At 58.8% G+C, this 15,182-nt stretch carries 15 protein-coding genes; 11 read left to right on the top strand and 4 right to left on the bottom strand.

Annotated features, from left to right (window positions below):
• Positions 1-56: 56 nt before the first annotated feature.
• A complete protein-coding gene (locus BLU01_RS19335; RefSeq protein ID WP_092278537.1) occupies positions 57-551 on the bottom strand; it encodes a CS1 type fimbrial major subunit in 495 nt (164 codons plus the stop codon).
• A gap of 507 nt (positions 552-1,058) precedes the next feature.
• On the opposite strand from BLU01_RS19335, the gene BLU01_RS19330 reads away from it, so the two are divergent.
• A complete protein-coding gene (locus BLU01_RS19330) occupies positions 1,059-1,634 on the top strand; it encodes a PadR family transcriptional regulator (protein ID WP_092278535.1) in 576 nt (191 codons plus the stop codon).
• Positions 1,631-2,416, top strand: coding sequence for a siderophore-interacting protein (locus BLU01_RS19325; protein ID WP_092278533.1), 786 nt, complete (start codon positions 1,631-1,633; stop codon positions 2,414-2,416). Before BLU01_RS19330 ends, BLU01_RS19325 begins: the two co-directional genes overlap by 4 nt.
• 139 nt (positions 2,417-2,555) lie before the next feature.
• On the opposite strand, the gene BLU01_RS19320 is transcribed toward BLU01_RS19325, so the two are convergent.
• Positions 2,556-3,212 (bottom strand): Pr6Pr family membrane protein, encoded by a 657-nt coding sequence (locus BLU01_RS19320; RefSeq protein ID WP_092278531.1) that lies wholly within the window; start codon positions 3,210-3,212, stop codon positions 2,556-2,558.
• Between the two features lie 2 nt (positions 3,213-3,214).
• Complete coding sequence (locus BLU01_RS19315; RefSeq protein ID WP_092278529.1) at positions 3,215-3,448, bottom strand: VF530 family protein; 234 nt, start codon at positions 3,446-3,448, stop codon at positions 3,215-3,217.
• Between the two features lie 744 nt (positions 3,449-4,192).
• Here BLU01_RS19315 and BLU01_RS19310 point away from each other — a divergent pair.
• A complete protein-coding gene (locus tag BLU01_RS19310; RefSeq protein ID WP_092278527.1) occupies positions 4,193-5,575 on the top strand; it encodes a carbohydrate porin in 1,383 nt (460 codons plus the stop codon).
• A gap of 223 nt (positions 5,576-5,798) precedes the next feature.
• Positions 5,799-8,210 (top strand): glucose/quinate/shikimate family membrane-bound PQQ-dependent dehydrogenase, encoded by a 2,412-nt coding sequence (locus BLU01_RS19305; protein WP_092278525.1) that lies wholly within the window; start codon positions 5,799-5,801, stop codon positions 8,208-8,210.
• Positions 8,211-8,361: 151 nt separating this feature from the next.
• On the opposite strand, the gene BLU01_RS19300 is transcribed toward BLU01_RS19305, so the two are convergent.
• Positions 8,362-8,550, bottom strand: a complete 189-nt coding sequence (locus tag BLU01_RS19300) for a hypothetical protein (RefSeq protein WP_092278523.1) — start codon at positions 8,548-8,550, stop codon at positions 8,362-8,364.
• 571 nt (positions 8,551-9,121) lie between these two features.
• Between BLU01_RS19300 and lon the strand changes: the two genes are divergently transcribed.
• From lon to BLU01_RS19265, 7 genes are all read left to right on the top strand, one after another.
• Positions 9,122-11,539 (top strand): endopeptidase La, encoded by a 2,418-nt coding sequence (gene lon / locus BLU01_RS19295; protein WP_092278521.1) that lies wholly within the window; start codon positions 9,122-9,124, stop codon positions 11,537-11,539.
• 194 nt (positions 11,540-11,733) lie between these two features.
• A complete protein-coding gene (locus tag BLU01_RS19290; protein ID WP_092278519.1) occupies positions 11,734-12,234 on the top strand; it encodes a hypothetical protein in 501 nt (166 codons plus the stop codon).
• 118 nt (positions 12,235-12,352) lie between these two features.
• Complete coding sequence (locus BLU01_RS19285; RefSeq protein WP_092278517.1) at positions 12,353-12,793, top strand: hypothetical protein; 441 nt, start codon at positions 12,353-12,355, stop codon at positions 12,791-12,793.
• A 163-nt stretch (positions 12,794-12,956) separates the two neighbouring features.
• Complete coding sequence (locus tag BLU01_RS19280; RefSeq protein WP_092278515.1) at positions 12,957-13,364, top strand: protease inhibitor I42 family protein; 408 nt, start codon at positions 12,957-12,959, stop codon at positions 13,362-13,364.
• Between the two features lie 2 nt (positions 13,365-13,366).
• On the top strand, positions 13,367-14,023 hold the full coding sequence (locus tag BLU01_RS19275; protein ID WP_197675564.1) for a lysoplasmalogenase: 657 nt from the start codon (positions 13,367-13,369) through the stop codon (positions 14,021-14,023).
• A gap of 112 nt (positions 14,024-14,135) precedes the next feature.
• Entirely contained in the window at positions 14,136-14,582 is a 447-nt protein-coding gene (locus BLU01_RS19270) for a hypothetical protein (RefSeq protein WP_092278511.1), read from the top strand.
• Positions 14,583-14,660: 78 nt separating this feature from the next.
• Positions 14,661-15,137 carry a hypothetical protein gene (locus BLU01_RS19265; protein ID WP_092278509.1) on the top strand — a complete coding sequence of 159 codons (477 nt, stop codon included), beginning with the start codon at positions 14,661-14,663 and terminating at the stop codon, positions 15,135-15,137.
• The last annotated feature ends 45 nt before the right edge of the window (positions 15,138-15,182 follow it).

Here is a 15,182-nt window from a genome sequence, read left to right as displayed (position 1 = left end):
GGTCAGGGTGACGAGCCGATCGGGGTATTTCAGTCAACGAACCGAAGGGTTGCCCTTCACGGCGTGACGGTGCGCGGAACGGCGTCGAACATCACCACTGGACTGCCGGTAAACAGGCCCGTTTGGGTATCTGTAGGCTTGGTGGCGGCGATGATCATGTCCGCTTGCATGCCTGGGTTGGAGGGCACATCACCGGCAATTTCCTTGGACGTGCCGTCCAGCACGACACCGCCGATGGAGATGGTCAGCGGGATTGCCGAAGCACCGTTGTAGAGCGCAGCTGTACCGCCCTCGATGTAGGCATTGATGGAACCGTCAGTGTTTTTCAGGTCGTACGTCTGACGCAGGCTATTGAGTTCACCGGTCACCGTGTTGAAGACCATGGTTTCGTCGCGACCGAAGTTCGGATCGCGCGGCTGGGCATGAAACTGCTTGGTCGGAATTTCAGCCTTGATGTTGATAGTAGTGCTGGCGTCATCCTTGGCCAATGCAGCGGTCGAAGCAAAGACCAGAACAGCCAGCGGCGCGGAAACTGCAAACTTCTTGAACATGGTTAACTCCCTGTTACTTAAATGAGATAGATCGTTGAAGGTTCTAACAAGTCGTGGACTTGAACATTGAACGCGGAGGCATGATCAACCAATTGAAACTTTAAGTAAGCAGGACGCTTCTGGCGAGCGCGTAGTCCTCAAGGCATATGGCGGGAAGAAAAATAACCAAAAAACCGCAATAACGCCGAGTGACCGTAAGAATAAGACTACCGACAGATTAGTTGTGTTTCCCATACAGAAACATGGGGTACGAGTTCAATATCCGGGACTCAATGAACATTAGGCGAAAACACTGTTTTAGAGAAGTAGCACTAATTTTCGAGGGGCAAATATATACATCCGGTTACTTCCATTCTTCCTCCGATGCATTGCGAACAATCGGACGCCGGCGAGGAACAATTTCCCACGCGCGAACCAGCAACGTCCCGCGCCGTTGGTCGAATCGCCTTGCTTGACGCCAAAGATATATCTTAAGTTGTATCTAAACACGTCAGGAGAACTGGAAAAATGAGAGACCATCATTCCCACCACCGCGAACACGGTGACGGCCGCGACGGCTTCGAGAAACGCCCCGGACGCGAACGCGGCGGCCGTGGCCCACGGGTCTTCGCCCCGGGCGACCTGAAATTGCTGCTGCTGGCGCTGATCGCCGAACAGCCGTGCCACGGCTACGACTTGATCCGCCAGATCGAAGGCATGTTCGACGGCGCCTACAGCCCCAGCCCCGGCGTGATCTACCCGACGCTGACGTTTCTGGAAGAAAGCGAAATGATCAGCGGCGACGCCGAGGGCGGGAAAAAACGCTACAGCATCACCGACGCCGGGCGCTTGTCCTTGAGCGATCAGGCGATTGCCCTGGAAGGTGTGCGGATGCGCATCGACGTCAGCAAACGTTCATTGCGCGGACATGATCGCCCGGCAGAAATTCACGAGGCGGTGCACAACCTGCGCCACGCCTTGCAATTGCATCACGGGCGCTGGAGCGCCGAAGAAATCGTGCGTGTCGCGACCCTGCTCAACAACACCGCCAAAGCCATTGTCGACGGCCCCGCCGTTCAAGCCGCACAGGAGAAACCCGAATGACTCCCGTTGATACCCAGACCATTCACCGCGTGATGCATGAAATCAAACGTCGTCGGCTGGAGGTGCTGCGGGTGGTGGACCTGACGCCGCGCATGCGCCGCATCACGGTCGGCGGGCCGGAATTGGCGGGGTTCGTCAGCCTCGGCACGGATGACCACGTCAAACTGCTGTTCCCGCAGAACGCGGCGCAAACGGCCGCCCTGGAAACCCTGGTGCTTGGCGCCGGCAAGTCCGATCAGCCGATGCCGCCGATGCGCGATTACACGCCGCGTCGCTATGACCTCGACGCGCTGGAGCTGGACATCGATTTCGTCCTGCACGGCGACGGCCCTGCCTCGACCTGGGCAGAACAGGCGCAACCGGGGCAATCGCTGCACATTGCCGGGCCACGCGGCTCGATGATCGTGCCGGACATTTTTGACAGCTATCTGCTGATCGGCGATGAAACCTCCCTGCCCGCTATCGCCCGCCGCCTCGAAGGCCTGGCGGCCAATCGCCGCGCGCTGGTGATCATTGAAGTCGAGAACGGCGCTGAACAGCAGGCTCTGCAGAGCGCGGCGCAGGTCAATGTGATTTGGGTATTGCGCGATGGCGGCACGAATAATCTGCTCAACGCAGTGAAGCAACTGCAAGTGCCGAGCGGCGATTTGTACGCGTGGGTGGCGACGGAAACCAAGGTGTCGCGACAGATTCGCCGGGTGCTGCTGGATGAGCATGGGCTGAATGAGCAGTTCGTCAAAGCCGCCGGTTACTGGCGCGCCGAAGGCAGCGACGAGGAATAACCCGCCTCAATCCACATCCCCTCGACGCCGAGCCCCTGTAGGAGCGAGGCTTGCCCGCGAAGGCGGTGTGTCAGTCGACAACTTTACTGACTGACACAGCGCTTTCGCGGGCAAGCCTCGCTCCTACAGGTCTGCGGTGTTATCGGATCGGTTTTCGCCAGCGATCGAGCCCGATCATCAGCAGCGCCATCAGCACAAACCCCGCCAAAATCCCCCCGGCATTGATAAACACCTGTGGATAACCCAGCGTCGGCACGTCAATGAATGGATACGGGTAAGCGCTCAGCACGTGCCCGCGCAGCAGCGCGAAAGCAAAATAGACCAGCGGATAAATCACCCACAGCGCGATGTGGCGCAGGCGCAAAGTGCCTTTGGGCACGCAGCACCACCAATAGATCAGGAACAGCAGCGGCATGATGTCGTGGAGCAATTCGTCGGCGATCAATTGCCAACCTTCGGGATGCCACAAATGCCGCAGCAATACGCTGTAGGCAATGCCGACCACGGCGATGCTGACGGCTACGCCGCTGCTCACCGACGGTTGCAGAAACCAGCGCCGCGCCGCCGATTCGCGCGTGGTCAGTGCATAGCTCAGCACCACTGCGACCAGGGTGTTGGTGACCACGGTAAAAAAACTGAAAAACGCCATCAGCCCGCCGAGCAGGCTGGCGCCGATGCTCCAGCGTGAGCCGAGAATCAGGTACAGCTGAATGCTCAAACCGGCCCAACCGAGCACGGCCGCCACGGCGATACACCGACGCCTTGCGGCAGAACCCGGCGTCGATAAGGCACGCATAGTCAGAGGGGACGCTTGGTGCGCATCAGTTTGACGTACAGGCGCTCGACTTTCTCCCGCGCCCACGGGGTTTTACGCAGGAAGGTCAGGCTCGACTTGATGCTCGGATCGCTCTTGAAGCAACGAATGTCGATGCGCTCGGCCAGCCCCGCCCACTCGTAGTGTGCGACCAGGGCGTTGAGGATTTGCTCCAGCGTCACGCCGTGCAGCGGGTTGTCGTTGTTGTGTTCGGTCATGCCGGGCCTTTGCGCAAAGAAAGTTTGAAGAAGCCGCGCACCTTAGCCGAGGCCTTCGTCGGGTGGAAGCGCTCCGTTAACTGTAGGCCATCCCGACCACCAACCGTGGGAGAGAAGCTTGCTCGCGAAGGCGTTCGCATCGGCAACATCTTCGTCGACTGACCCACCACCCCCCACTGTAGGAGCAGAGCTTGCTCGCGAAGACGTCCGCATCGGCAATATCTTCATTGACTGACACACCGCCATCGCGAGCAAGCTCTGCTCCTACAGGCGTCCGCATCGGCAACATCGTCGTCGACTGACCCACCGCCATCGCGAGCAAGCTTTGCTCCCACAGGCGTTCGCATCGGCACATCGTCGTCGACTGACACACCGCCCCCCACTGTAGGAGCAGAGCTTGCTCACGAAGACGTCCGCACCGGCAACATCTTCGTCGACTGACACACCGCCCCCCACTGTAGGAGCAGAGCTTGCTCGCGAAGACGTTCGCACCGGCAATATCTTCATTGACTGACACACCGCTTTCGCGAGCAAGCTTTGCTCCTACAGGGTCGAGGAATGTCGTGCGACGCGCGGTCGCAGGCGACTGTTACCGAATCCGAAATGATCCATGTCAGGAAAAGCGCTTTCTCTATTTGTAACAGGACATTATCCTTGCGCCCGTCAAGCTGAATCGCTTCTGCTGCCCGCGACATACTGCCGCTTCAGTTCACCCCCCTGAAAAAGATCAAGAACGACTTACCCATGCCTGATTTTCCTACTCTGCGAGACAGCGCTGTCCGCATGCCTGTTGCCCAGCGAAAAGCCCTGAACCTGATCGGCGGCCTCAGCGCCTTCGGCCTCGCCACCTGCGTTCACGCCGCCCCGGCCTTCGACAGCGAGTCGCCGTGGATGCTCGGCGACTGGAACGGCACGCGCACCGAACTCGCGGAAAAAGGCTACGACTTCAAAGTCGATTACACCGGCGAAATGGGCAGCAACCTGCACGGCGGTTATGACCACGATCGCACGGCGCGCTACAGCGACCAGTTCGGCCTCGGCACGCATCTGGACTTGCAGAAGATCCTCGGTTGGGACGATGCCGAATTTCAGCTGACCGTCACCGAACGCAGCGGCAACAACATCAGCAACGACCGGATCAACGACCCACGGGTCGGCGGTTTCACCTCGGCCCAGGAAGTCTGGGGCCGTGGCCAGACCTGGCGCCTGACGCAGATGTGGTATCAGCAGAAATTCTTCGACCAGAAGCTCGACATCAAGGTCGGCCGCTTTGGCGAGGGCGAAGACTTCAACAGCTTCCCGTGCGACTTCCAGAACCTGGCGTTCTGCGGCTCGCAGGTCGGCAACTGGGTCGGCGGCATCTGGTACAACTGGCCGGTCAGCCAATGGGCGATGCGCGTCAAATATCACCTGACGCCAGAGCTGTATGCGCAGGTCGGCGCGTATGAGCAGAACCCGTCCAACCTTGATCGCAACAACGGCTTCAAGCTCAGCGGCAGCGGCACTCAAGGCGCAATCCTGCCGGTCGAGCTGGTGTGGACGCCGAAGTTCAACGGCCTGCCGGGCGAGTACCGCGCCGGTTATTACTACAGCAATGCGAAAGCCACCGACGCCTACAAGGATCGCAACGGCCAGCCTGCGGCCCTGAGCGGCGAAGCCTATCGCAGCGCGTCGAGCAAGCACGGCGTGTGGCTGGGTGTGCAGCAGCAGATCACCAGCCGCGCCAGCGATAATTCCCGTGGTTTGAGCGTGTTCGCCAACGGCACGATGCACGACAAGAAGACCAACGCCATCGACAACTATGTCCAGGCCGGCGTCGTCTACAAAGGCTTGTTCGATGCACGCGCCAAGGACGACATCGGTTTTGCCATGGCGCGGGTTCACGTCAACCCGGCCTATCGCAAGAACGCCGAGGCGATCAATCAGGCACGTGGGGTTTATGACTACGACGACGCGACGTTCGTGCCGCCGCAAGACACCGAATACAGCGCCGAGCTTTATTACGGCGTGCACGTGACCAACTGGCTGACCGTGCGCCCGAACCTGCAATACATCCGCCACCCGGGTGGCGTGGACAAGGTCGATGACGCGCTGATTGGCGGGATCAAGATCACCACTTCGTTCTGAGGCTGCTGCAAACCTTGTAGGAGCGAGGCTTGCCCGCGAAGAGGCCATTACATTCAACGTTGATGTTGACTGACACGCCGCCTTCGCGGGCAAGCCTCGCTCCTACAAGACCGCACAGGTTTTCATTTAACTGAACACTTTTTAACTGAACCATGCCCACGCCGGATCGTCATCTACAGTGAACTTGCGCGGGACTACTTAAAACGTCACGGAGAACCACACTATGAGCACTGATGGTGCTTTGAGTCGAAGCCGCCTGCTACCGAGCCTGCTCGGTATCCTGCTTCTGCTAATGGGCCTGGCCATGCTGGCCGGGGGTATCAAGCTGAGCATGCTCGGCGGCTCGCTGTATTACCTGCTGGCCGGTATCGGCCTGGCGCTGAGCGGCATTTTGCTGATCATGGCTCGCCGTGCGGCACTGGGCCTGTACGCGCTGGTGCTGTTCGCCAGTACCGTTTGGGCATTGTGGGAAGTCGGCCTCGACTGGTGGCAATTGGTGCCGCGTCTGGCGCTGTTGTTTGCCCTGGGCATCGTCATGCTGCTGCCGTGGTTCCGCCGTCCGCTGTTACGCACCGGCGCTGCACCGATGGGCACTGGCGCGCTGAGCGTGGCCGTGGTGCTCGCGGGCGCCGCTGCACTGGCCAGCCAGTTCACCAACCCGGGTGAAACCAAAGGTCAACTGGATCGCGACAGCGTTCCGGGCATGACCAACACTGCCCCGGCGATGCCGGACGGTGACTGGAATTCCTACGGTCGCAGCGCGCACGGCGATCGTTATTCGCCACTGGCGCAGATCACCCCGCAGAACGCCCACAAGCTGGTCCCAGCCTGGACATACCGCACCGGTGACATCCCTGGCCCTAACGATCCGGGCGAAACCACCGCCGAAAACACCCCGCTGAAAGTCAACGGCATGCTCTACGTCTGCACGCCGCACAGCCAGGTGATCGCGCTGGACCCGGACACCGGCAAGGAAATCTGGCGTTTCGATCCGAAGCTCTCCACGCAAAACGCGGCGAACTTCAAGGGTTGGGCGCACATGACTTGCCGTGGCGTGTCGTATCACGATGACGCCGTCTACGCTTCCGAACAGAGCCCGACCGGCACTGCGAGCACCGCGCCAGTCAGCGCCGTGTGCCCACGCCGGATCTTCCTGCCAACCGCCGACACTCGCCTGATCGCACTCGACGCCGACACCGGCAAAATGTGTGAAGACTTCGGCGACAAGGGCCAGGTTGACCTGCGCGCCAACATCGGCAGCTTCGCCGCCGGCGGTTACTACTCCACCTCGCCTCCAGCCGTCACCAAAGACCTGGTAGTGATTGGCGGTCACGTCACCGATAACGTTTCCACCGACGAGCCAAGCGGCGTGATCCGCGCGTTCGACGTGCACACCGGCAAACTGGTGTGGAACTGGGACAGCGGCAACCCGGACGACACCACGCCGATTGCCGAAGGCCAGACCTACACGCGCAACTCGCCGAACATGTGGTCCATGTTCGCCGTCGACGAAAAACTCGGCATGCTCTACCTGCCGATGGGCAACCAGACTCCGGACCAGTTCGGCGGTGCGCGCACCCCTGAATCGGAACTGCATGCCGCCGGCCTGACCGCGCTGGACATCGCCACCGGTCAAGTCAAATGGCACTTCCAGTTCACCCACCATGACCTGTGGGACATGGACGTCGGTGGCCAGCCAACCCTGATGGACCTGAAAACCGCTGACGGCGTCAAGCCAGCGGTACTCGCGTCGACCAAGCAAGGCAGCATCTACGTGCTGGACCGTAGCAACGGCCAGGCGATCGTGCCGATCAACGAAGTGCCGGTGCCACAAGGCGCTGTCGAAGGTGATCACACTTCGCCGACCCAACCGAAATCCGACCTCAACCTGATGCCGCCGCCGCTGCAAGAGCGCGACATGTGGGGCGTGACCCCGTTCGACCAACTGATCTGCCGGATCGACTTCAAATCCATGCGCTACGACGGCCCGTTCACGCCGCCATCGCTGCAGGGTTCGATTGTTTATCCAGGCAACTTCGGCGTGTTCGACTGGGGCGGTATCTCGGTTGACCCGGTCCGTCAGATCGCTTTCGTGAACCCGAGCTACATGGCGTTCAAATCGAAAATGATCCCGGCCGCCGAAATCGCCGCGCAAGGCCCGCGTAAAAGCGAAACCGAAGGCGTGCAGCCAAACAAAGGCGCGCCGTACGGCGTAGTCCTCGAAGCCCTGCTCTCGCCAATGGGCCTGCCGTGCCAGGCTCCGGCCTGGGGTTACGTGGCGGCGGTCGACCTGACCACCAGCAAAACCATCTGGAAACATAAAAACGGCACCGTGCGCGACAGCTCGCCGGTTCCAATCCCGCTGAGCATGGGCGTCCCAAGCCTGGGCGGCACGTTCACCACTGCCGGTGGCGTCGCCTTCCTGAGCGGCACCCTCGACCAGTACCTGCGCGCCTACGACGTGAAAAACGGCAAGCAACTGTGGGAAGGCCGCCTGCCAGCAGGCGCCCAAACCACACCGATGACCTACACCGGCAAGGACGGCAAGCAATACGTGCTCGTTGTTGCGGGCGGTCACGGGTCGCTGGGCACCAAGCAGGGTGACTATGTGATGGCGTACAAACTGTCCGAGTAAGGTTTAGCGGCGGTTGAAGGACAAAAGGCGACTCCTGAGAGGGAGTCGCCTTTTTTTGTGGGCGCTGTTTTTGTCTTGCGAGGCACAAATGTGAGCGAGCCGGCGATGATGGCTCAGTATTCAACATCCCTGTCTGCGGACAAACAGCCGCTTAAAACCTTCCGTCGCCCTTAAGCTGCTCTAGCAGATAGTCAATCGAGTCCTGAGCCTGTTTCAAAGACTCGAACAAGCCGCTCTCATTGCCTCCAGGGTAAACAATTCGGAAACGATTACCGGCGTTGGCCGGGCTGTATTCGAGAATGGTCCATCCCTTGTAGGTCGAGCTGATTGGATAGTTCACTGTTTATCTCCCTATGTTTCCCGAGTTGATGAACGTGTCCTCCTCGATGAGCACACCACCCAAATCTGCGGTACCCCAGGAAAGCTGTCTACTGTCATAAATAACAGCACATTCGTGCACGGGCCTCGCAAGGAACCGTCAATTGTTCGAACTGGGCACACTGACCGGCAACATCACCTTCGACGATCTCTCAGCGCTTACCGAGCAGCCCTGGCCGAGCAGATTGTTGAGGCAGAACGCGAGTTGCAGAGGATGATTCCCGGTTGCATACGAACTGTTTGAATTATCAGCAGACATTGAATGAAGGCGTTTCCGGAGAGGGAGTCGGCTTTTTTGTGGGCGCTGGATTTATGGGGGGCGGCGGAAGGGGTGTGTCAGGTGGATGGATTTTGGGGGATCGATTGCTATCGCGAGCAGGCTCACTCCTACAGGGGATTGGGGGAATACATACCCACCCCCCAAGAACATGGTCGGCCCAAAGGCCGCCACGCCCCCAAGAAAAACCAACAGCCATTGAAACCACCCCCCACCTGCCCCATCTAAGACCCATACTCCATTGCGCAGGTGCCCCATGAGCGACCAGCAAGAATTCCCCGAAGACCCCACCGAATTCAGCGAAACAGACCACATCGAACACCACTCCACCGGCAAAGGGCTCGCCCTGCCTGGCCAGAACCTGCCGGACAAGGTTTACATCATCCCGATCCACAATCGCCCGTTCTTCCCGGCCCAAGTGCTGCCGGTGATCGTTAATGAAGAACCGTGGGCTGAAACACTGGACCTGGTAAGCAAATCCGATCACCACTCCCTGGCCCTGTTCTACATGGACACGCCACAGGAAGATCCGCGCCATTTCGATACGGGCGCGCTGCCCGAATACGGCACCCTGGTCAAAGTGCACCACGCCAGTCGCGAAAACGGCAAACTGCAATTCGTCGCCCAAGGCCTGACCCGCGTCCGCATCAAAACCTGGCTCAAACACCATCGCCCGCCGTACCTCGTCGAAGTCGAATACCCGCACCAGCCCACCGAGCCGACCGACGAGGTCAAGGCCTACGGCATGGCGCTGATCAACGCGATCAAGGAACTGCTGCCGCTCAACCCGCTGTACAGCGAAGAGCTGAAAAACTACCTCAACCGCTTCAGCCCCAACGATCCGTCGCCGCTGACCGACTTCGCCGCCGCGCTGACCTCCGCCACCGGCAGCGAACTGCAAGAAGTGCTCGACTGCGTGCCGATGCTCAAGCGCATGGAAAAAGTCCTGCCGATGCTGCGCAAGGAAGTCGAAGTCGCGCGCCTGCAGAAAGAAATCTCCGCCGAAGTGAACCGCAAGATCGGCGAGCACCAGCGCGAGTTCTTCCTCAAGGAACAACTCAAAGTCATCCAGCAAGAACTCGGCTTGACCAAGGATGATCGCAGCGCCGACATCGAACAGTTCCAGCAACGCCTCGAAAGCAAGAAACTGCCCGCGCAGGCGCAGAAACGCATCGAAGAGGAAATGAACAAGCTGTCGATCCTCGAGACCGGATCGCCGGAGTATGCGGTCACGCGCAACTACCTCGACTGGGCGACCTCGGTGCCGTGGGGCGTTTACGGCGACGACAAACTCGACCTCAAGCACGCGCGCAAAGTGCTCGACAAACACCACGCCGGCCTCGACGACATCAAGGACCGGATCCTCGAATTCCTCGCGGTCGGTGCTTATAAAGGTGAGATCAGCGGTTCCATCGTGCTGCTGGTCGGCCCGCCAGGCGTGGGCAAAACCAGCGTCGGCAAATCCATCGCCGAATCGCTGGGCCGGCCGTTCTACCGCTTCAGCCTCGGCGGTATGCGCGACGAAGCCGAGATCAAGGGCCACCGCCGCACCTACATCGGCGCGCAGCCGGGCAAACTGGTGCAGGCGTTGAAAGACGTCGAAGTGATGAACCCGGTGATCATGCTCGACGAAATCGACAAGATGGGCCAAAGCTACCAGGGCGACCCGGCCTCGGCGCTCCTGGAAACCCTCGACCCGGAGCAGAACGTCGAATTCCTCGACCACTACCTCGACCTGCGCATGGACCTGTCGAAAGTCCTGTTCATCTGCACCGCCAACACCCTCGATTCGATTCCCGGCCCGTTGCTCGACCGCATGGAAGTGATTCGTCTGTCGGGCTACATCACCGAAGAAAAGATCGCCATCGCCAAGCGTCACCTGTGGCCGAAACAGCTTGAGAAGGCCGGCGTGTCGAAAGGCAGCCTGAGCATCAGCGACAGCGCATTGAAAGCCTTGATCGACGGTTATGCCCGCGAAGCCGGGGTGCGCCACCTGGAAAAAGAGCTGGGCAAACTGGTGCGCAAAGCCGTGGTCAAGTTGATCGACGAGCCAAAAGCGGTGATCAAGATCGGCCCGAAAGACCTCGAAGCGTCACTCGGCCATCCGGTGTTTCGCAACGAACAAGTGCTGTCCGGCACCGGCGTCATCACCGGGCTGGCGTGGACCAGCATGGGCGGCGCGACGTTGCCGATTGAAGCGACGCGGATTCACACGCTCAACCGTGGCTTCAAACTCACCGGGCAACTGGGCGACGTGATGAAAGAGTCGGCGGAAATCGCCTACAGCTACGTCAGTTCGAACCTGAAGTCGTTTGGCGGTGACCCGAAATTCTTCGACGAAGCCTTCGTTCACCTGCACGTCCCGGAAGGCGCGACCCCGAAAGATGGCCCGAGCGCCGGCGTGACCATGGCCAGCGCCCTGCTCTCGCTCGCACGTAATCAGGCGCCGAAAAAAGGCATCGCCATGACCGGCGAGCTGACGCTGACCGGGCATGTGCTGCCGATCGGCGGGGTGCGCGAAAAAGTCATCGCCGCGCGGCGGCAGAAGATTTTCGAATTGATCCTGCCGGAGCCGAACCGTGGCAGTTTCGAAGAATTGCCGGACTACCTGAAAGAGGGCATCACCGTGCACTTCGCCAAGCGCTTTGCGGATGTGGCGAAGATCTTGTTCTGATCCTGATACGCCCCCACAAAAAATGGCCAAATTAAAACTTGGCCATTTTTTATTTCAGTGACGAAATATAGGCACATTTGGTTGAACCTATAGCAAAACGGCCTATTCAACTGTTAGTTCTGACAGTAGACGCTCACCCCACCAAGCCTTCCAATAAGCATCGACTCTTCTTATCAGTGCCAGGCAGAAAAAAAATGAGCAACTTCGCCGTTTCTACCTATCGCGCCACTCAGTTCGCCAACATTACAGGTGAATTCAACGCCAGTTTTCCTCGCAAGGACGACACTGGAGTAACAAAACGCCGGGCGAATTTTCATACTCAACAAGTAGAGTACGTGTCGGACGGCAAGGAGTTCATGGTAACGGCTATTGCGGAGCGCGGAGGCCGCCACAGCGAGCGGCGAATTTCCTTGCATCTTAGCGGCGACATCACTTCCGGCACCTATTCCTTCAACAAAGACGATACGAGCGGGCCGATCATTCAGTTGGCTTACTCTGAAATGCAAAATATCGGAAACCAGCATTTTCTCGTGCCATTCGAAACAACAGAGGGAACGCTTGAGCTGGAAGTATCGGAGAATTTCGAATACTACACCGCCAGACGCCTGAACTTTACCGCTGCCTCTAGAACAGGACTCAAGCTGGAGGTTGAAGCCGATTTTGAAGTTTGGCTGGCAGTCATTCTCATTGGTTGAGTCATCCTCGCTCTTTGTCTCAACTTCAGTTTTGCTCGACGCTCGTCGTGAATACCTGAATTTCTCACCTGCGGGCGCCAGCTCGCTCCCCCTTAACCACCTATGAGATTGATTGTTCATGGACACGAATATCAACGGCAAAATAAGCTTCAACACGAACCATCGAGTCCCGTTCGAATCAACGGACTTATTCATTCATACGCTGTTTGACCCGCAAGACTACTCGCTGACGTTTTATGTCAACCAAGGACAACCCTACAGCGAGAGGCATATTTCATTTTCTCTTCTTGGCAACATTGCCAGCGGAACATACCCGCTCCAACAGGGTTCGGCATTCTCCTCCGCCGGTTACACGGAGCATACTTATGACGGGACAAAGCAACGGCCTAATCAATACACCATCACATCAGGTGCCTTGAGGATCAAGGTGACAGGCGCGGGAACACCAAAGCGCACTTATGAAGTTGAAGAGTTCACCATTGTGGCGAAGTCCGGGCTCGGCACCGCCACTCGGGAGTTGAAGGGTAACTTCACGTTTTATATTGAAGGGATGAATTAAGCCGCCCGGAGAGTTATGGCATACCTGCATCACCGCTGTGGCAGAAAACCAAACGCGGCGATGCGGCAATCCGGCTCGCCGCCCATCCCTGACTGACTGTCACACTTTGTCTCATCTTCAGTTATGCTCGCCGTTCGTCGTGAATGCCGGAGCCTCTGACCTTATGTCCCCCACCCGCCTGTTTGTTCCCCTCGCTGCCGCGCTGATGGCAGTCGCTTTGCTGGCCGGTTGCGCCTCGCAGACCAGCCAGAACGTGACCGTGGAAAAACAAAGCGAATGCCCGGCGAAACTGCACAACGGGCAAAACCTGATCGTGATGCTGCCGAGCAACCCGACCACGGGTTATCGCTGGTCGATCCAGGATTCCGCCGGTGGCGTGTTGCGCGCATTGAGCCCCGAGGTCTACAGCAATCCGGAAGACGCCGGCATCGTCGGCAGCGCCGGGGTTTCGACCTGGCGTTTCCAGTCGTTCGCCAGCGGCACCGGCCGTTTGCGCCTGACGTACTCACAACCGTGGGCACCAGAGGTGCCAGCGGTGCAAACTTTCGACTGCGCCATTTCGGTTAACTGATCGTGGGTTGGCTGATCCTCGCGCTGATGGGCGCGGTGACTTTTCTCTACGGTTTGAGCGTGCACGCCGCGCTGCTTTGCCTGCTGGTCAAGCCATTGCCGGTGCTGGCCCTGCTCGGTTGGCTGCACGACGCGCCGCCCACCGAATATCGGCGCTGGATCAGCCTCGGGTTGATTTTCTCGCTACTCGGCGACGTGCTGCTGGCATGGCCGGGGGATCTGTTTGTGTTTGGGCTCGGGGCGTTTCTGGTCGCGCATCTGGCGTACCTCAAAGCCTACTTGAGCGATTGCCGGCGCCTGGCACTCTTGCCGCTGGTCATCGCCCTCGGCGTCGGTGCGCTGCTGCTCGGCATTCTCATATCGAACGGCCTCGGCCCCTTGCTGGTGCCAGTGATCGTCTACGCCATGGCGATCAGCGCGATGCTCTGGCGCGCCCTCGCCCGGCTCGGCACCGACGTGCCGAAACGCTCTGCGCTGCTGGCGGCGGCGGGCGCGCTGGCGTTCGTCTTCTCCGACAGCGTGATCGGTATCAACCGCTTCGTCACGCCGTTCAACGCCGCGCCGTACGTCATCATCCTCAGTTACTGGTTGGGCCAGTGGGGCATCGCCGCCTCGGCATTCTCGAAAAGACTGCCACGCGATACCGGCAACACTGCCTGAAACAGCAACCCTCCTGACGACATTTGCAACTGGTATTTCTGACAGTAGCGGCCTTGAAGCAACCACCCTATCCTCCCGGTAATGGCGAACACCGTTATCAGGGAGATGTTCTGTGCAAATCGCTTCAGAAGACCAGGAAAGGGAAGCGGCGGGCCGCTGGCTGATGACGACCAGCACCGGCGAAAGCTTTTCGACGTCCAGATTGATCATCAGTGAAACCAACTGGCTGAAACTCGAGTGCCGCGCCTGGGAAGAACGCCTTCCCGGCGACACCACCGTGTGCAGTGTCCTGCTGAAGAAGGACGGCTCGCAGTTGCCGGCAAACGGCTTTCACCCTTATCCCAATGACTATCTGTTGCTGGGATACGCAGGACTCAGAAACTACACATTCTTTCGGACCCGACCACTGACGGGCTCGGTTTATCTCAACCTGGATCCGCACAGCAACGTGTATTCCGCCACGTTCGATGTCGATTTCGAATTGGACGATGTCGAGGATGCGGCTCCCGAAGTCTTCAAGGTTGAGTGTGCGTTTACCCTGCGAGCCTGTCAGATCTGACAGTACCCATGAACCTTCACGCAGCCTAGTATCCGGCGTGGCACTCAAGCCACACTGATTTCTACAGGGAAGGTACTCATGAATATCTTTAACGAAGCGCCAGTCACACGCAGTGTCTCCGTCAGCGCCGAATTTACTGCCGTCGTTTCCGACCGTGTGCCCTTTTTCAGCCAGGCTGTCCAATTCGACGCCGACCCCAACAGTTCACTGATTTCTTTTATCGCCTGCGCCAACGCCGAAGAAATCTCCGGGGCATCGAAAAAAGGCTTCAGCCTGGTCTTCGACAAAAACATCAAATCCGATACCTACCAGGTCGGCGATGCCAACTTTCCGTTTAATACCGTCGACTACTTCGAGACCGCCGCGCTCCCGGGCCTGATCACCTCGTTGCAGTACAAACCGAAGAGCGGCTCGTTCTCGGTGATGTCGATCGAGAGCAGCGAGAGCAAACTGCATTACACACTGAGTTACGACTTCAAAGGCGTTAACGCGAGAAACGAAGAATTAAAAATCGTCGGCAAAGCGACCCTGATCGTATTGCTGCGCCCACTGTAAAAATCAGCTGTGAATGGCCAGATCTGGTTTCGGGTTTAGCCATTC

This window comes from Pseudomonas prosekii (assembly GCF_900105155.1).
Taxonomy (GTDB): domain Bacteria; phylum Pseudomonadota; class Gammaproteobacteria; order Pseudomonadales; family Pseudomonadaceae; genus Aquipseudomonas; species Aquipseudomonas prosekii.
The sequence above is the reverse complement of the archived record's forward strand: the minus strand, read 5'-3'. Positions and strand labels throughout refer to the sequence as shown.